This window comes from Mycobacterium heidelbergense, from assembly GCF_050205645.1.
GTDB classification, from domain to species: Bacteria; Actinomycetota; Actinomycetes; order Mycobacteriales; family Mycobacteriaceae; genus Mycobacterium; species Mycobacterium heidelbergense_A.
Genome location: NZ_JBNMQT010000002.1, coordinates 341,066 through 358,090, shown reverse-complemented (window position 1 = coordinate 358,090; position 17,025 = coordinate 341,066). Strand labels below are relative to the sequence as shown.

Sequence of the window (17,025 nt, the reverse complement as noted above, 5' to 3'; positions counted from 1 at the left end):
TGAATGCCGGCAAACATAACGATTAGCTGAAATACAAGTCGCGGTTGCCCGTCGCAGGTGTACGTTCTGCGCGATGGGCGCTCTCAGCCGGCCCCCCAAAGCGCCGTTTATGCCGCGGATGATCACCCGCTTTGCGGTTCCGATCGTCCTGTTATGGCTAGGGCTCACAGCCATTCTCAATATTGCCGTCCCACAGCTGGAAGTCGTCGGAAAAGCACGCTCGGTATCGCTGAGCCCGAAAGACGCGCCCGCGGTTCAGGCGATCAAGCATGTGGGTCAGGTATTCGGCGAGTTTGATTCCAACAGCCGGGTGACAATTGTGCTGGAAGGCGACAAGCCACTGGACGACACTGCGCACCGGTTCTACAGCGACCTGATGCGCAAGCTTTCGGCGGACACCCGCCACGTCGCGCACATCCAGGACTTCTGGAGTGATCCCCTGACGGCGGGGGGATCGCAAAGCGCGGACGACAAGGCCGCGTACGTCGTGGTGTACCTCGTCGGCAACAACGAAACGCAGGCGTACAACTCCGTGCACGCCGTCCGCCAAATCGTGAATGGCACACCGGCGCCGCGCGGGGTCAAGGCCTACGTCACCGGCCCGTACGCGCTAATCGCCGATCAGACGGAGGCTGGTGACAGGAGCGTCGCCAAGGTCACGCTGATCACCGCCTCGGTGATCGCGGTGATGTTGCTGTTCATCTACCGGTCCGTGGTCACCATGGTTCTCGTCCTGGTCATGGTCGTGATCGACCTGGGGGCAATCCGCGGAACCGTCGCGTTTCTCGCTTACCACAACCTTTTCGGTCTTTCGACGTTCGCAACCAACTTGCTCACCCTCCTGGCCATCGCCGCCAGCACGGACTACACGATCTTCATGCTGGGCCGCTACCACGAGGCGCGCTATGCGGGCGAGGATCGAAAAACCGCCTTCTACACGATGTTTCGCGGGACCGCCCACGTGATTTTGGGCTCGGGCCTGACCATCGCCGGCGCGATGTATTGCCTGAGCCTTGCCCGACTTCCGTATTTCAAGACGCTCGGCGCTCCCTGCGCCATCGGCATGTTGATCGCGGTTCTCGCCGCGCTCACGCTCGGGCCGGCGGTGCTGGCCGTTGGCAGCATCTTCAAGCTCTTCGACCCCAAGCGCAGGCTGAACACCCGACGCTGGCGCCGAGTGGGCACCGCAATCGTCCGCTGGCCCGGCCCAGTGCTCATCACGACATGCCTGGTTGCGTCAATTGGCCTGCTCGCCTTGCCGACTTACAAGGCGACTTACGACCTACGCAAATTCATGTCCCCCAGCATGCCGTCCAATGTCGGGGATGCGGCCGCGGGTCGACACTTTTCGCAGGCGCGACTCAACCCCGAGGTGCTGCTGCTCGAATCCGATCACGACATGCGCGATCCGGTGGACACGCTGGTGTTGGACAAGGTCGCGAAGGCGATCTTTAACAGCCCCGGAATCGCACAGGTGAAATCGATAACCAGGCCGCTGGGGACGTCCATCAAGCACACCTCGATCCCGTTCATCGTCAGCATGCAAGGCGTAGTGAATGCCGAAAACATGGGGTTCATGAAGGACCGCTTGAACGACATGCTGGTCCAGGTGCAGGCGATGGATGTGTCCATCGAAGCGATGCAGCGCATGTATCAACTCATGGGCGGAGTTGTCGACGACACCGTCGACATGGATCACCTCACCCACGACATGTCGAACATCACCGACTTGATAAGGGATCACCTTGCGGATCTCTCGGATTTCCTTCGCCCGATCGGTAGCTATTTCTACTGGGAGAAACATTGTTTCGACATCCCCGTCTGCTGGGCGATTCGATCGGTATTCGACACGTTCGACAATGTGGACCAGCTGAGCGAGAAGCTGAGATTTCTCACCAAGGACCTGGATATCCTCGTCAAGCTTTTGCCGGAGATGCGAGCGCAGATGCTGCCGATGCTGTCGACGATGAAAATCATGCGAGACATGATGGTGGTATGGCACGGCACACTAGCGTCTCTCGACAACGAGCAGGAGATGAATAGCAAAGACCCGGGAGAGATGGGCCGGGCCTTTGACGCCGCCCAGGTCGACGATTCGTTCTATCTGCCCCAGTCGGCCTTCGAGAACCCGGATTTCAAGCGCGGCCTCAAGATGTTCTTGTCGCCGGATGGCAAGGCGGCCCGCTTCATCATTTCCCTCGAGGGAGAGCCCGACACGCCTGAGGGCATTGCCCGTGTCGAGCCGATCCAGCAGGCGGCAAGAGAAGCCATCAAGGGAACTCCGCTCCAGGGCGCCGTGATCTCGATGGGCGGCGTCGCGGCGACGTTCAAAGACCTACAAGAGGGCGCCACCTACGATCTGCTGATCGCCGGGGTCGCTGCGATCAGTCTCATCGTGATCATCATGATGATCGTCACCCGAAGCGTGGTTGCCGCCGCCGTCATCGTCGGCACGGTGCTGCTCTCGCTGGGCTCCTCGTTCGGCCTGTCCGTGCTCGTCTGGCAGGACCTGCTCGGCATCGATTTGTATTGGCTGGTGTTGGCGATGTCGGTGATGCTGCTCTTGGCGGTGGGTTCGGATTACAACCTGTTGCTGGTGTCCCGCCTCAAAGAGGAAATCGGCGCCGGTTTGAATACGGGGATCATCCGCGCGATGGCCGGCACCGGAGGGGTGGTGACGGCCGCCGGCATGGTGTTCGCCGTGACCATGTCGCTCTTTATCTTCAGCGATTTGCGGATCATCGGACAGATCGGAACCACCATCGGGTTGGGCTTGCTCTTCGACACACTGATCGTGCGCTCCTTTATGACGCCGTCGATTGCCGCGTTGCTCGGGCGCTGGTTCTGGTGGCCGCAACGGGTGCGACCGCGTCCGGCCAGCCACATGCTTCGGCCCTACGCGGCCCGTCGTCTGGTGCGTGCCCTGCTGCAGACGCCCACCGAAGAGAGGGCGCAGCCGACCCGGCCCTAGGCCGGCTCCGCGGCGAGGCGCGGCTGCGACGCGGGTGCGCCCATTGCCGCGACGGCGGCGGCGACGGCCAGGATCAGGACGACTGCGACCGGCCAGATCGTGGCGTGGTTTTGTGCGATGCCGCCGAGGGCGCCTCCCAGCGCCGTGGTTTCGATGGCAAGCAGCATCGAGCAAAACCCGATCAGTATCCCGCGGTGCGGTTCGGCGGCGACCTCGCCGATCCACGAAATCGCCGCGGCGAAGACGGCCAGGGCGGCCACCGTCGCCAGCAAGAACACGGTGCCGTAGGCCCAGATGTGAACCCACTGGCCGCACGCCTCGGCCGCGATGGACAACACGCCGGCGCCGGCGCTCAGCAGGGCACTGCCCAGCAGCATGCCGCGCACCCCGAAGAGCTGGTAGACCTTGCGCCACAGCGTGGAACCGATGACCAGCGCGATGCTGGACAGGGCCACCAGCACGCGCAAAGTGCCGCTCTCGTGCGCGGTACGCAGGGCATAGAAGGTGGTGCCCAGCGACAGCGGGGCGAACAACAGGCACGTGATCACATACCGGCGAAACCACGGCTGGGTGCGGGCGACCCCGAAGCCCTGCCGGCAGGTGTCGCGCACGGAGATCCTCGGGGCGGTGGACGTGGACCGCGCCGGGCCGACGAACAGTGCCGCGAAGCCGGCGGCGGCCAGGCCGAATGCGCCCAGGCACAGCAGGTCGCGGTGCAACGTCGCCTTGTCACCGGTGGCGAACCCGGGCACCACGAACAGGGCGGCAACGGTGGCGATCACCGACGCGATGGCCCCCTGGACCATCAGCAGCCTCAGCGCGGACAGCTTGCTGGACGGCATGTCGGGGTAGGCGACATTGGAGACCGCGACGAGGACTCCGCCCCCAGCGCTCATCAGCAGAAATACCGCCCCCGCGAGCACGCCACTCCAACGGATCACCGCGCCACACAAGATCAGCGCGGCCGCACTCGCCGCCATCGCCGCCAGCAGCAGGTGCCGCACCTGGCCCACTCGCCGCAGGACCGCGGGAGACACCGAATTTCCCACGATGGAGCCAAGCCCGTACACCGGAAACAGCAGCGCGGCCAGCCAGGTGAGGCCCAGGTGTGCGCAGATGAACGGCAACACCACCGCGCCATTGCTGAACTGCATCCCGGCGGTGTAAAAGGCGCCCTGGGACGGCAGGCGCGGGAACGGGTTCGTGTGTACTGAAACCCCGTCCAGCGATGCGGCCATGACACCGACACTATGGGCGCTGAGCAGGCAGAACTATCCTCCGATCGGATACGGCCGGACGAATTGCATGTCCCCCGATCGGGGGAACGGCCAGACCCGGCAACGACTTAGCCGACGGCGAGGACTCGTTTGACCTCGTACGCCGCCAGCAACACATCCCTGGAATGCGCCGGCGACGGGCTGCTCGCCATCCGCGATTGCGCGTTGCAGAGCCAGGCGAGCGCCGAACGCAGGTCGGCGTTGGTGGTGCTGTCGCGATGCTGCTTCAGGTCGTCTAACACACCGTCGAGTCCGGAGCTGCGAACCTGCGTCCCCTTCTCGACCTGCTTGAGCAAATGTTCCAGCGATCGCGGCGCCGAATCGTCACCGTCGCGCCGGAACTTCGACATTCGAGACCAAAATCGGTTGTTTTGAATGGTGTCAGCGTAGTGCTTCCGCGCCGTCCGCGCTCGCACGAGCGGGTTTGTAACATCTGCCCCATCAGTCACAGCGCGGCTCCCGGGAATTGACCATCCGATCGCCTAGTCTGCTGAAGCAATGAGCCTGTTACGTTCCGCGTCATGCCTGGCAGCGGCTGTTTTCATGACCGCTGCTATGGCCGGCGCGCCGATCGCTGTGCCGGTTGCTCTGCCGGCGTTTGCAAACGCCGAGCCCAGCCCCGGGCCCAACGCCGGTCCCCCCAACTGCCCGTACCAGGTATCCACGCCGCCCGCCGTGGATTCGTCGGAGGTCCCACAAGCCGGCGACGCGCCGATCCCGCTCGCGGTGCCCCCCAAGCCGGTCGGCGGCGAGGCGCTCGGCGGCTGCGGCATCGTCGCCGCGCCCGGCACCCCGCCGCTGCCGAACGACGTCTCCGCCGACGCCTGGCTGGTCGCGGATCTGGACAGCGGCGCGGTCGTCGCCGCCAAGGACCCGCACGGCCGTCACCGCCCGGCCAGCATCATCAAGGTGCTGGTGGCGATGGCGTCCCTGAATGCGCTGCCGCTCAACAAGTCCGTCGTCGGCACGCCGGACGACGCGGCCGCCGAAGGCACCAAAGTCGGCGTGGACGACGGCGGTACCTACACGGTCAACCAGTTATTGCACGGGCTGCTGATGCACTCCGGCAACGACGCCGCGCACGCGCTGTCCATGCAGCTGGGCGGGATGCAGCAGGCGCTGGAGAAGATCAACGTGCTGGCAGCCAAGCTCGGCGGCCAGGACACCCGGGTGGTGACGCCGTCGGGACTGGACGGGCCCGGCATGAGCACGTCGGCCTACGACATCGGGCTGTTCTACCGGCATGCCTGGCAGAACCCCACCTTCGCCGACATCGTGGCCACCCGGACTTTCGACTTCCCCGGCCACGGCGACCATCCCGGCTATGAGCTGGAGAACGACAACCAGCTGCTGTTCAAATACCCGGGCGCGTTGGGCGGCAAGACCGGCTACACCGACGACGCCGGGCAGACCTTCGTCGGCGCGGCCAACCACGACGGGCGACGGCTGATGGCGGTGCTGCTGCACGGGACGCGGCAGCCGATCGCCCCGTGGGAGCAGGCCGCGCACCTGCTGGACTACGGGTTCAGCACCCCGACGGGCACCCAAGTCGGCAACCTGATCGAACCCGACCGCTCGCTGATGGCCACCAAGCCGGATGCGGCGGCCGACCGGCAGGGCAACGACGCCCAGGCCGGCGGGATCCTGCCGTCGGCCGACGCGCTGCCGGTGCGGGTGGGCGTGGCCGTCATCGGCGCCATCATCGTGTTCGCGTTGATCATGGTCGCGCGCTCGATGAACCGCAGCACTAGCCGCACATAACAATTCGCTGAAACGCAAGGATGCTGCGGCCCATTCGCGGTAGCGTTTCCGTCGCTAATGCGACGACGCAGCAATGACGCGACACGCGATATTGCGACCCGGTGGCACAACACGAGGGAAAAGATGATTCGGGTTACCAGGTTCGTCAAACGAATGTGGTTATTGCTGGCCGTCCTCGCGGTGGCCAGCGTCGCGGGGTTCGGCATCTATCGTCTGCACGGGATGTTTGGCGTTCACGGACACCCCGTTGTGCGAGTTAAGGCCGATCGTGATATCCCGCCGTACAACCCAAAACGGGTGACCTATGAAATCTTCGGACCTGCCACGTCCGCAAGAATCGCCTATTTGGACCCCGATGCCAGGGTGCAACAACTGGAAAATGTGCCCCTCCCTTGGTCCCAAACGGTGACGACGACGCTGACCGCGATCACCGTCAACCTTGAGGCACAGAGCAGCGGCGACGTGCTCGGCTGCCGGATCACCGTGAATGGTGCGATCAAGGACGAAAGGTCTGTGACCGGACCGAAGGCCCTGACCTATTGCGAAGTGGCCGGCGGATGAGCGAAACGGACGCCGACCCGGATTCCAGCCCGCCGCTCTTCCCGCGGATGATCCGCCGGTTTGCGGCCCCAATCGTCCTGTTGTGGGTGGTGCTCACCGCCATTCTCAATATCGCCGTCCCGCAACTGGAAGCGGTCGGAAAAGCGCACTCGGTATCCATGAGTCCCAAGGGCGGCGCCTCGATTCAGGCGATAAAACGAATCGGCAAGGTGTTCGGCGAGTTTGATTCCGAGAACGCGGTCACCGTGGTGCTGGAAGGCGACAAACCACTCGCCGATGCCGCTCACCGGTTCTATAACGAACTGCTGCACAGGCTTTCAGCCGACACCCGCCACGTCGCGCACATCCAGGACTTCTGGAATGATCCGCTCACCGCCACGGGATCGCAAAGCGCCGATGACAAGGCCGCGTACGTCGTCGTCTATCTCGCCGGCAAAAGCGAGACGGAGGCGTACAACTCGGTTTTCGCCGTGCGGCACATCGTGGACAGCACGCCGGCGCCGCCGGGGATCAGGGCCTACGTCACCGGTCCGACAGCCCAGATCGCTGATCAATCGGTGGCCGGGGACAAAAGTATCGGCAGGGTCACCCTGATTACCGGTGTGGTGATCGCGGTGATGTTGCTGTTCATCTACCGGTCCGTGGTCACCATGGCCCTCGTCCTGGCCATGGTCGGGATCGAGCTCGGGGCAATTCGCGGGACCGTGGCATTTCTGGCTGCCCACAACGTGTTTGGTCTGTCGACCTTCGCGGTCAACCTGCTCACCCTCTTGGCCATTGCCGCCAGCACCGACTATGCGATCTTCATGCTCGGCCGTTACCACGAGGCCCGCTATGCGGGGGAGGATCGAAAAACCGCCTTTTTCACCATGATTCACGGCACCGTTCACGTGATTTTGGGCTCAGGTTTGACCATCGCCGGCGCCATGCTTTGCCTCAGCTTTGCGCGACTTCCGTACTTCCACTCGCTCGGTGCTCCCTGTGCCATCGGCATGCTGGTTGCCGTGCTTGCCGCGATCACCCTCGGCCCGGCCGTGCTGACCGTCGCCAGCTTCTTCGAGCTGTTCGACCCCAAGCGAAGACTCAACACCCGGCGCTGGCGCCGAGTGGGCACTGCGATTGTTCGTTGGCCGGGCCCGGTGCTCTTCGCGACGTGCCTGGTTGCGTCAATTGGCCTGCTGGCATTGCCGACTTATCGGACTACTTACGCGCTGGGCAAATACATGCCGGCGGGTATGCCGTCCAATATCGGGGATCGGGCGGCGGCCCGCCACTTTTCGCTGGCCCGGCTCAACCCCGAGGTGCTGTTGCTCGAGAGCAATCACGACATGCGCACGTCGGTTGACATGCTGGTGTTGGACAAGGTGGCCAAGACGATATTTCACAGCCCCGGAATCGCACAGGTGAAATCGATAACCAGGCCGCTGGGAACGTCCATCAAGCACACGTCGATTCCATTCCTCATCAGCATGCAAGGCGTCCCGAACGCCGAAAACATGGGGTTCATGAAGGACCGGTTGGACGACATGCTGGTGCAGGTACAGGCGATGGATGTGTCGATCGAAACCATGCATCGCATGTACGACATCATGGGCAAGATCATCGACAATACGGCCGACATGGACAGCCTGACCCACGACATGTCGAATATCACGGACACAATCAGGGATCACCTTGCGGATCTCTCGGATTTCCTTCGCCCGATCGGTAGCTATTTCTACTGGGAGAAACATTGTTTCGATATCCCCGCCTGCTGGGCGATCCGAGCAGTATTCGACACATTCGATAATGTGGACCAGCTGAGCGAGAAGCTGGCATTCCTCGCCAAGGACCTGGATATCCTCGTCAAGCTTTTGCCGGAGATGCGTGCGCAGATGCTGCCCATGCTGTCGACGATGACGATCATGCGAGACATGATGGTCGTCTGGCACGGCACGCTCTTGTCGTTCTACAAGCAGCAAGAGATGAATACCAAAGACCCCGGCGCCATGGGCCGGGTCTTTGACGCCGCCCAGGTCGACGATTCGTTCTATCTGCCCCAGTCGGCCATTGACAATCCGGATTTCAAGCGCGGCCTCAAGATGTTCTTGTCACCCGACGGCAAGGCGGCCCGCTTCGTCATTGCCCTCGAGGGAGATCCGGAGTCGCCTGCGGGCATCGGCCGTGTCGAGCCGATCCAACAGGCGGCGAAGGAGGCCATCAAGGGAACTCCACTGCAGGGCGCCGCGATATCTCTCGGCGGCACCGCCGCGATGTTCCGCGACATCCAAGAGGGCGCCACCTACGATCTGCTGATCGCCGGAGTGGCCGCGATCAGCCTCATTCTGATCATCATGATGATCGTCACCCGAAGCGTGATTGCCGCCGCCGTCATCGTCGGGACCGTGCTGCTCTCCCTGGGCTCATCCTTCGGCCTGTCCGTGCTCGTCTGGCAGGACCTCCTCCACGTCGATTTGTATTGGCTGGTAATGGCGATGTCGGTGATCCTGCTCTTGGCGGTGGGTTCGGATTACAACCTGTTGCTGATCTCCCGGCTCAAGGAGGAAGTCAATTCGGGTTTGAACACCGGGATCATCCGCGCGATGGCCGGCACCGGCGGGGTGGTCACGGCCGCCGGGATGGTATTTGCCGTCACCATGTCGCTCTTTATCTTCAGCGACTTGCGGATCATCGGCCAGATCGGCACCACCATCGGATTGGGCTTGCTCTTCGACACCCTCATCGTGCGCTCGTTCATGACGCCGTCCATCGCCGCATTACTCGGACGCTGGTTCTGGTGGCCGCAACGGGTACGCCCGCGCCCGGCCAGCCAGATGCTTCGGCCGTACGCGACCCGTCGTCTGGTACGCGCACTGTTGCAGACGCCCGCCGACAAGTCGCCGGAACGGCCCCTGACCTAGCTCCTGACCTGGCCCCTGACCTAGGCCCTGACCTAGGCGGCCTGAAGGCTCACCGCCGGCGCGACCTTCGCGAAGGACCGGGGCGCGAACGCCACCGTGCGCTCGCGATCCGCGGGTGCCGGTCGGGTCTCCGACTTCGGTGCTCCCAGCGCCGCAATGGCGGCGGCGACGGCCAGGAGCAGTACCACCACGTCCGGCCAGATCGCGGTGTGGTTCTGCGCGATGCTGCCGAGCACAAATGCGAGCGCCATGGCCTCGATAGCAACCAGCGTCGAGCTGAACGCGATCAGTGTCGCGCGGTGCGACTCGTCAGCCACCGCGCTGAGCCACGAAATCGCCGCGGCGAAGACAGCCTGCCCGGCCACCGTCGCCAGCAGGAACACCGTGCCGTACGCCCAGATGTGGAACCACTGGCCGGACGACTCGGCAACCACGGTCAGCGTGGCGGCGGTGATGCTGAGCAGGGCACTGCCCAGCATCATCCCGCGCACTCCGAAGAGCTGGAAAACCTTGCGCCACAGCGGCGACCCGAAAACCAATCCGATGCTCGACAGGATCACCAACACATGCAAGCTGCCGTTTTGGTGGGCGGTCCGCAGCGCATAGAACGTGGTGCCAAGGGTGACCGGGGCGAACAACAGGCACGCGGTTACATACCGGCGGAACCATGGCTGGGAGCGGGCGACCGCGAAGCCCTGCCGGTAGGTCTCCCGCGCGGACGTCCGGGTGGTGTTCGAGGCGGACCGCACCGGACCGACGGACAGCGCCGCGACGGCGGAGACGACCAGTCCGGCTGCGCCCAGCCACAGCAGATCGCGGCGATACGTCATCTCGTCGCCGTGCGCCAGTACCGGAACGACGAACAACGTGACCAGGGTGGCCAGCACCGACCCGATGGCACTCTGGAACAGCAACAGCTCGCCACGCCCCGCCGCGGATAGCTTGCTGGAGATCAGGTCGGGGTACGCGACGCCGGTGATTCCGAGGAGAACTCCGGCTGCCGCGCAAGTCAACAGAAACACCGGCGCGGCGAGACCGCCGTTCCAAGGAACGAACGCGTCGCACAAGATCAGTGCGGCCACGCTCGCCACCAACACCGCCAGCAGCCGGTGCCGCATCAGACCCACCCGCTGCAGCACCACCGGAGACACCGAGTTCCCGACGATATCGCCGAGGCTGAAGGCCGGAAAGAGCAACGCGGCCACCCAGCTGAGACCCTGGTGTGCGCAGATGAACGGCAGCACCACGGTGCCGTTGCTGAGTTGCATGCCGGCGTTGTAGAAGGTCCCCTGAGAAAGCAGGCGACCGAACACGCGCGGCTGTGCCGGGGCGGTGGGCGCCGGGAATGCGGGCATGCCTGAAGAATTTATGGGCGCTGAGCAGCCTAAAGTATCCACCGATCGGGCAGCGCGGGTGGAATTTGCGGTCCCCCGATCGGGGGACACGCGGTCGGGGTGCGCCTTCGATGAGCACTCGTCCGCAACATTAGACTCACCGAAATGACTCAAGCCCGCCCATCGCGGCGGGGCCTGCGGGTTGGGCTCACCGCGGCCAGCCTCGGCATCATCTACGGCTACGACCTGTCAATCATCGCCGGCGCCCAGCTGTTCATCACCGAGGACTTCGGACTCACGACCCGGCAACAAGAACTGCTGACGACGATGGTGGTGATCGGCCAGATCGCCGGGGCGCTCGGTGGCGGCGTACTCGCCAACGCGATCGGGCGCAAGAAATCGATGGTCCTGATCGCCGCCGGCTACGCGGTATTCGCGCTTCTCGGTGCGCTCTCCGTCTCGCTACCGATGCTGTTGGCCGCACGATTTGTGCTCGGCCTGACCATCGGCGTGATGGTGGTCGTCGTCCCGGTATACATCGCGGAATCGGCTCCGGCGGCCGTGCGTGGCTCACTGCTGACCGCCTATCAACTGGCGATCGTCAGCGCCCTGATCATCGGCTACCTGACCGGCTATCTGTTGGCCGGGACCCACAGCTGGCGGTGGATGCTGGGCCTGGCCGCCGTGCCCGCGGTGCTCCTGCTGCCCCTGCTGGCCCGGCTGCCCGATACCGCTCGGTGGTATCTGCTGAAGGGCCGGGCCGACGACGCCCGGCGGGCCCTGCTGGGCGTGGAGGCCACCGCACAAGCCGACGACGAACTCGCCGAGATCGCCACTGCCATAAGGGAAGAGAGCGGCGGCGGGCTGCGCGAAATGCTGCTGGAGATGTTTCGCAGGCCCTATCTGCGGGCCACCACCTTCGTGGTCACGCTCGGCTTCCTGATCCAGATCACCGGCATCAACGCGATCATCTACTACAGCCCCCGAATATTCGAAGCCATGGGCTTCACGGGCAATTTTGCGCTGCTGGCCCTGCCCGCCCTGGTTCAGGTCGCAGGCTTGGCGGCCGTGTGCACCGCGCTGGTTCTCGTCGACCGGGTGGGCCGCCGCCCAATCCTGTTGTCCGGCATCGCGATGATGATCGCCGCCGACGTCATCCTGATCGCCGTGTTCGCCCAGGGCCATCTGGGCGGCGCCGGACTGTTTTTCGGGTTCGCCGGCGTGCTGTTGTTCATCATCGGCTACACCCTGGGTTTCGGCTCGCTGGGCTGGGTCTACGCGAGCGAGAGTTTCCCGTCCCGGCTACGGTCCATCGGTTCGAGCGCGATGCTCACCTCCAACCTGGTGGCCAACGCGATCGTTGCGGCCGTTTTTCTGACGATGCTGCATTCCCTCGGCGGTGCGGGGACTTTCGCGGTGTTCGCGGCCCTCGCGGTGGCCGCCTTCGGCTTCGTACACCGGTCGGCTCCCGAGACCAAGGGACGCCAACTCGAGGAGATAAGCCACTTCTGGGAAAACGGCGGCCGTTGGGAAAATACGGGCCCATGATCAGCGCGGGCACCGTCGTACTCGACGGTGAGGTGTGCCGGCCGGGATGGATCGAGACCTCCGGCGCGCAGATCGTCGCCTGTGGGGCCGGCGCACCGCCGGATCGGTCGCGGGGGCCCGCGGACCGCGATTTTCCCGATTGCGTTGTGGTGCCGGGCTTTATCGACATGCACGTGCACGGCGGCGGTGGGGCTTCGTACTTGCAGGCGGGGGAAATCGCCAAGGCCGCCGCGTTTCACCTGGCTCACGGCACGACCACGACGCTGGCCAGCCTGGTCACCGCCTCCCCCGCGGAGCTGCTCGCCGGCGTGCGGGCACTGGCCGACGCGACGCGGCGGGGCGTCGTCGCGGGCATCCACCTGGAGGGGCCGTGGCTTAGCGCGGCTCGTTGCGGAGCGCACGACCCTACCCAGATGCGCGATCCCGACCCCGCCGAGATCGACGCTGTGCTCGCCGCCGGCGGGGGAACGATCCGGATGGTCACGCTGGCGCCCGAGCGGGCCGGCAGCGACGACGCGATCCGGCGCTTCCTGGAAGCGGATGTGGTTGTCGCCGTGGGTCATACGGATGCAACCTACGAGCAGACCAACCGCGCGCTCGCCCTGGGCGCCACGGTCGGCACGCATCTGTTCAACGCGATGCCGGCGCTGCACCACCGCGAGCCCGGCCCGGCCCTCGCGCTGCTGCAGGACCCGCGGGTCACCGTGGAGCTCATCGCCGACGGCGTGCACGTCCACCCGGCAGTAATGCGCGCGGTGCTCGGGGCGGCCGGACCCGACCGGGTCGCCGTGATCACCGACGCCATCGCCGCGGCCGGCTGCGACGACGGGCCGTTTCGGCTCGGCTCGGTGGCGATCGACGTGGAGTCCGGCGTGGCGCGGGTGCGCGGAACCTCGACGATCGCCGGCAGCACCGCGACGATGGATCGGCTCTTCCGCACCGTGGCCGCCGACGTGGGATTGGCCGCCGCGGTGCGGGCGACGGCGACGACGCCGGCGCGGGCGCTGGGCCTGCAACGGTTGGGCAGCCTGCGCGAGGGCTGCGACGCCAATCTTGTTGTGCTGAACGGCACTTTGGAAGTGACCGCCGTCATGGTCCGTGGCGACTGGTGTCACATCTAGGGTTGAGGTCGCCCCAGGTGAAGGCCTTGGCCATATTCGACACCGAGACGAATCAGCGTCTGGAGCTGGCCGGGTGTCTCGACAGCTTCGGCCACCAATTTCGCGTCCAGCTCGGATGCCAGCGAACTCAGTGCGGTCGCCAACGCACGTTTGGCGGGATCGTCGTCGATGCCGGCAATCAACGCCCCGTCGATCTTGATGATGTCCGGGCGTAGCCGCAGCAGTTGGGCGAAGCTGGCATATCCGGCGCCGGCATCGTCGACGGCCACGCGTATGCCGCGATCACGAAGAGGCTTCAGACCCGGGCCGAGGTCATCGGGAAACGGTTCGTGCTCGGTGATTTCCACGACCAACGCCCGGTCGTGGGCCGCCAGCACGTCTTGAATCGCCGGCTCCAGCACGGCGCTCGGGCTCAGGTTGGCTGCGACCGGACAATCGCCGGGGATGCGGCGAGCAGCACTCAGGACGGTGCATAGCGCGGCGTGTTCTAATTCGATGCCCCGGCCCAGGCGCCGCGCGGCGCTGAACCCTTGGGTCGGGGTCAGCTCTGACGATGCGGGAAAACGTATCAACCCTTCGTAGGCGGCCGTCGTGCCGCTTGCCAGATGGACGATGGGCTGGAAGACCGCGCTGAAAGCGTTCGGCCGTGCCAACAGTGCGTCCAGTCGCTTTTGCAGCCCCTCGGTCTCCGCCGCTTCGGGCAACATCACCGAGGCAATGAACCGCTCGGTGAGCGCACGTTGCCCGCGATCGTCGCTCTCGCTCATCACCTGGGTGAGCAGCGTTGACAGCTGTGACTGGGCGCCGATCGCGGCGGAAACGAACGCACTGATGGCGAGCAGCGCGTCGGCATCTGCGTCAGTGAACGCACTGGGGGCCCTCGCGGCCAGCAGCAGTGAACCGATGGGGTCGTCGTTGTACATCAGGGGAATCGCCGCCCACGACCGGGTCCCCCACTGCTTGTTCATCGCACGGACGCGTGGCGACAATCGTCGGTCTGCGCAGGCATCGTTTATCAGCTTGGGGTGTTTCTCCCGCGCCGCGAGCCCCTGAATACTGCCCTGTTTGGGCACCACGAAACCCGGAGTCGTCGCTAGCGCGCCGTGTCCGGAAACGGTCACGTACGTGTTATCGGAGGCACGGAGTAGCGTGACGGCGGCCCCGTCGGCTTTCTGCATAAACGCGCAAGCCTGCTCGGCAACGCGCCTCATCAAAGACACTGGATCCATCGACGCGGCCAGTGCCTGAGCCAGCCTCTCCACATTCACCCCCGATCCCAGCGGTGTGTGCAGTTCGCGAGGTTACGATACTCACCGTGGGCCCGAACACGGGCGAAATTTGAGGAGCGGGATCCGCGAGCGGCACCGCCGATCGTGCAATTGGCGGCCGATGCGGGGCTATCGCCCGCGGCGGGTCAGGCGGGAAAAGGCCAGCGCGCCAACGGCTCCCGCGGCGATCGCGGCCAGGGTCTGACCCGCGCTGGGCCCCTCGCGCAGCTGTACCCGCGGGGCGATGATCGCGGGCGCCGGCGGCTCGACGGGCTTGGCGCGCGGATCGGTGGACGCGGTGGCGGCCCATGCGGCGGCGAACAGGACGAGAAAGCCGGTGATGTAGGCGAACACCATCAGGCCCAACACCGGACCGAACACGGCGCCCGCCGGGCTGCGCAACACGGTCTGCAGGTAGATCGATCCCACCTGTTTGAACAGTTCGAAGCCGATCGCCGCCATCAACCCGCCCCGCATCGAGGCGACCAGGCTCACTTTTTCACGCGGCAGCCGGGCGATCATCCAGGTGAACAGCAGCCAGGAAACCAGCCAGGACACCACTAGCGAAACGATCCTGAAGATCAGGTCGAACACCGAATACTGCGGTATCCCAAGCCACCTCAACACGGCCGACATCGGCGCGGCGTGGGTGAGCGTGCTCAACGCGACGGTGGCCATCAGCACCAAGAACGTGGCCAGCATCGCCAGCAGATCGGACAACTTGTTGCGCACGAAACCCGGCGAGTCGATGCGTTGGTCCCACCACATCTCGGTCAGCGCCTGCCGCAGGTGTGACATCCAGCCCAGGCCGGCCCAGGCCGCGGTCGCCAAACCGATCACACCGACGGACGCCCGCGCGTCGATCGCCGAATTCATCAACTGGACCAGCTGCTGCCCCAGCGAGCCGGGCACCGAGGCGTGGATATGGTTCTGAATTGTGTCCAGCAGCTGGGGGCGACGGGACAGGGTGAATCCGACGATCGCGAAACCCACCATCAGCAAGGGAAATAACGCGAAGATCGTGTAGTAGCTCAAGCCCGCCGCGAAGAAGCTGCCGTTGCGGTCGTCGAAGCGGCCATAGGCGCGCATCACGTGGTCGAGCCATCCGAACCGGGCCCGCAGCCGATCCAGGAATCCCGGTTCGGCCGACTCGGTCATGGTGAATCCTGCTGCTTCTGTTGCGGACTCCGTTGCGGACTCTGTTGCGGACTCCGTTGCGGACTCTGTTGCGGACTCCGGACTCCGTCAGGGAAGGAACCCCAGCCGATCGTAAACCCGCTGTACGGTTTTCCCGGCCACATCCTGGGCGCGCTGCGCGCCGGCGGCCAGCACGGCCTCCAATTCGGTGCGATCGGCCATCAATTCGTCGACCCGGTTCTTGATCGGCCTGACGAACTCGACCACGGCATCGGCCGTGTCCTTCTTCAGATCGCCGTAACCGCGTCCGGCGTAGCCCTCGACAAGCTTGTCGATGTCGACACCCGTGACCGCCGATTGGATGGTCAGCAGGTTCGACACGCCCGCCTTCGCCTCGGTGTCGTAACGGATCTCGCGCTCGCTGTCGGTCACGGCCGAGCGAATCTTCTTGGCGGACAACGCCGGATCGTCGAGCAGGTTGATCAACCCGGCGTCGGTGGCCGCCGACTTGCTCATCTTCGACGTCGGGTCGCCCAGGTCGTAGATCTTCGCGGTGACCTTGGGGATGAGCACGTCGGGAACCACGAAGGTATCCGGGAAGCGGGCGTTGAACCGTTGCGCGACATCGCGCGCCAACTCGAGGTGTTGGCGCTGGTCCTCGCCGACGGGCACCAGATCGGTGTCGTACGCCAGCACGTCGGCAGCCTGCAGGACGGGGTAGGTGAACAAGCCGACGGTGGTGGAGTCGCTGCCCTGGCGCAGTGACTTGTCCTTGAACTGCGTCATGCGCGACGCCTGCCCGAAGCCGGTGAAGCAGCCCAGCACCCATGCCAACTGCGCGTGGGCGGGCACCTGGCTCTGCACGAAAACGGTGCTGCGCGCCGGATCGATGCCCAGCGCGAGGTACTGCGCGGCGGTCACCAGGGTTCGGCGTCGCAATGCCTCGGGATCCTGCGGGACCGTGATGGCGTGCAGGTCGACCACGCAGAAGAACGAGTCGTGGTCGTCCTGCAGCGCGACCCATTGGGTGACGGCGCCCAAAGCGTTACCGAGGTGAAGCGAATCGGACGTGGGCTGCACGCCCGAAAAGATGCGGCTGGGTCCGGTAGCGGTGCTCATGATGCCCCCGATCTTTTCACGCGCCGCC

12 protein-coding genes are annotated in these 17,025 nt (G+C 65.0%); 6 read left to right on the top strand and 6 right to left on the bottom strand.

Annotated features, from left to right (window positions below):
• Window positions 1–73 precede the first annotated feature (73 nt).
• A complete protein-coding gene (locus ACQI5H_RS03250; protein WP_427077956.1) occupies window positions 74–2,971 on the top strand; it encodes an RND family transporter in 2,898 nt (965 codons plus the stop codon).
• On the opposite strand, the gene ACQI5H_RS03245 is transcribed toward ACQI5H_RS03250, so the two are convergent.
• Together ACQI5H_RS03245 and ACQI5H_RS03240 are read right to left on the bottom strand one after the other, a co-directional pair.
• Window positions 2,968–4,209, bottom strand: a complete 1,242-nt coding sequence (locus tag ACQI5H_RS03245; RefSeq protein ID WP_427077955.1) for an MFS transporter — start codon at window positions 4,207–4,209, stop codon at window positions 2,968–2,970. The two genes, ACQI5H_RS03250 and ACQI5H_RS03245, sit on opposite strands and share 4 nt — an antisense overlap.
• A 107-nt stretch (window positions 4,210–4,316) precedes the next feature.
• On the bottom strand, window positions 4,317–4,553 hold the full coding sequence (locus tag ACQI5H_RS03240) for a hypothetical protein (RefSeq protein ID WP_427078006.1): 237 nt from the start codon (window positions 4,551–4,553) through the stop codon (window positions 4,317–4,319).
• Between the two features lie 193 nt (window positions 4,554–4,746).
• On the opposite strand from ACQI5H_RS03240, the gene ACQI5H_RS03235 reads away from it, so the two are divergent.
• The 3 genes from ACQI5H_RS03235 (at window position 4,747) to ACQI5H_RS03225 (ending at window position 9,470) form a co-directional block, all read left to right on the top strand.
• On the top strand, window positions 4,747–6,009 hold the full coding sequence (locus ACQI5H_RS03235; protein ID WP_427077954.1) for a D-alanyl-D-alanine carboxypeptidase family protein: 1,263 nt from the start codon (window positions 4,747–4,749) through the stop codon (window positions 6,007–6,009).
• A gap of 123 nt (window positions 6,010–6,132) precedes the next feature.
• Window positions 6,133–6,570, top strand: coding sequence for an MmpS family transport accessory protein (locus ACQI5H_RS03230; RefSeq protein WP_427077953.1), 438 nt, complete (start codon window positions 6,133–6,135; stop codon window positions 6,568–6,570).
• Window positions 6,567–9,470, top strand: a complete 2,904-nt coding sequence (locus tag ACQI5H_RS03225) for an RND family transporter (protein ID WP_427077952.1) — start codon at window positions 6,567–6,569, stop codon at window positions 9,468–9,470. The genes ACQI5H_RS03230 and ACQI5H_RS03225 overlap by 4 nt, the downstream gene beginning before the upstream one ends.
• 32 nt (window positions 9,471–9,502) lie before the next feature.
• Here ACQI5H_RS03225 and ACQI5H_RS03220 read toward each other — a convergent pair whose 3' ends face one another.
• Window positions 9,503–10,825 carry an MFS transporter gene (locus tag ACQI5H_RS03220; RefSeq protein ID WP_427077951.1) on the bottom strand — a complete coding sequence of 441 codons (1,323 nt, stop codon included), beginning with the start codon at window positions 10,823–10,825 and terminating at the stop codon, window positions 9,503–9,505.
• Window positions 10,826–10,969: 144 nt separating this feature from the next.
• Here ACQI5H_RS03220 and ACQI5H_RS03215 point away from each other — a divergent pair, with 144 nt between their 5' ends.
• Window positions 10,970–12,352: a sugar porter family MFS transporter gene (locus ACQI5H_RS03215; RefSeq protein WP_427077950.1), complete on the top strand. Its 1,383-nt coding sequence runs from the start codon at window positions 10,970–10,972 to the stop codon at window positions 12,350–12,352.
• Window positions 12,349–13,473 carry an N-acetylglucosamine-6-phosphate deacetylase gene (gene nagA / locus ACQI5H_RS03210; RefSeq protein ID WP_427077949.1) on the top strand — a complete coding sequence of 375 codons (1,125 nt, stop codon included), beginning with the start codon at window positions 12,349–12,351 and terminating at the stop codon, window positions 13,471–13,473. The genes ACQI5H_RS03215 and nagA overlap by 4 nt, the downstream gene beginning before the upstream one ends.
• Here nagA and ACQI5H_RS03205 read toward each other — a convergent pair.
• The 3 genes from ACQI5H_RS03205 to trpS form a co-directional block, all read right to left on the bottom strand.
• Window positions 13,470–14,702, bottom strand: coding sequence for an EAL domain-containing protein (locus ACQI5H_RS03205; protein WP_427078005.1), 1,233 nt, complete (start codon window positions 14,700–14,702; stop codon window positions 13,470–13,472). The two genes, nagA and ACQI5H_RS03205, sit on opposite strands and share 4 nt — an antisense overlap.
• Before the next feature lie 168 nt (window positions 14,703–14,870).
• Complete coding sequence (gene yhjD, locus ACQI5H_RS03200) at window positions 14,871–15,899, bottom strand: inner membrane protein YhjD (RefSeq protein WP_427077948.1); 1,029 nt, start codon at window positions 15,897–15,899, stop codon at window positions 14,871–14,873.
• A gap of 87 nt (window positions 15,900–15,986) precedes the next feature.
• Window positions 15,987–16,997 carry a tryptophan--tRNA ligase gene (trpS, locus tag ACQI5H_RS03195; RefSeq protein WP_427077947.1) on the bottom strand — a complete coding sequence of 337 codons (1,011 nt, stop codon included), beginning with the start codon at window positions 16,995–16,997 and terminating at the stop codon, window positions 15,987–15,989.
• Between the last annotated feature and the right edge of the window lie 28 nt (window positions 16,998–17,025).

Bases quoted from the DNA above. Each gene is read 5' to 3' on its own strand.
- ACQI5H_RS03250 (WP_427077956.1), top strand. From the start codon at position 74: ATGGGCGCTCTCAGCCGGCCCCCCAAAGCGCCGTTTATGCCGCGGATG.
- ACQI5H_RS03245 (WP_427077955.1), bottom strand. From the start codon at position 4,209: ATGGCCGCATCGCTGGACGGGGTTTCAGTACACACGAACCCGTTCCCG.
- ACQI5H_RS03235 (WP_427077954.1), top strand. From the start codon at position 4,747: ATGAGCCTGTTACGTTCCGCGTCATGCCTGGCAGCGGCTGTTTTCATG.
- ACQI5H_RS03230 (WP_427077953.1), top strand. From the start codon at position 6,133: ATGATTCGGGTTACCAGGTTCGTCAAACGAATGTGGTTATTGCTGGCC.
- ACQI5H_RS03225 (WP_427077952.1), top strand. From the start codon at position 6,567: ATGAGCGAAACGGACGCCGACCCGGATTCCAGCCCGCCGCTCTTCCCG.
- ACQI5H_RS03220 (WP_427077951.1), bottom strand. From the start codon at position 10,825: ATGCCCGCATTCCCGGCGCCCACCGCCCCGGCACAGCCGCGCGTGTTC.
- ACQI5H_RS03215 (WP_427077950.1), top strand. From the start codon at position 10,970: ATGACTCAAGCCCGCCCATCGCGGCGGGGCCTGCGGGTTGGGCTCACC.
- nagA (WP_427077949.1), top strand. From the start codon at position 12,349: ATGATCAGCGCGGGCACCGTCGTACTCGACGGTGAGGTGTGCCGGCCG.
- ACQI5H_RS03205 (WP_427078005.1), bottom strand. From the start codon at position 14,702: ATGGATCCAGTGTCTTTGATGAGGCGCGTTGCCGAGCAGGCTTGCGCG.
- yhjD (WP_427077948.1), bottom strand. From the start codon at position 15,899: ATGACCGAGTCGGCCGAACCGGGATTCCTGGATCGGCTGCGGGCCCGG.
- trpS (WP_427077947.1), bottom strand. From the start codon at position 16,997: ATGAGCACCGCTACCGGACCCAGCCGCATCTTTTCGGGCGTGCAGCCC.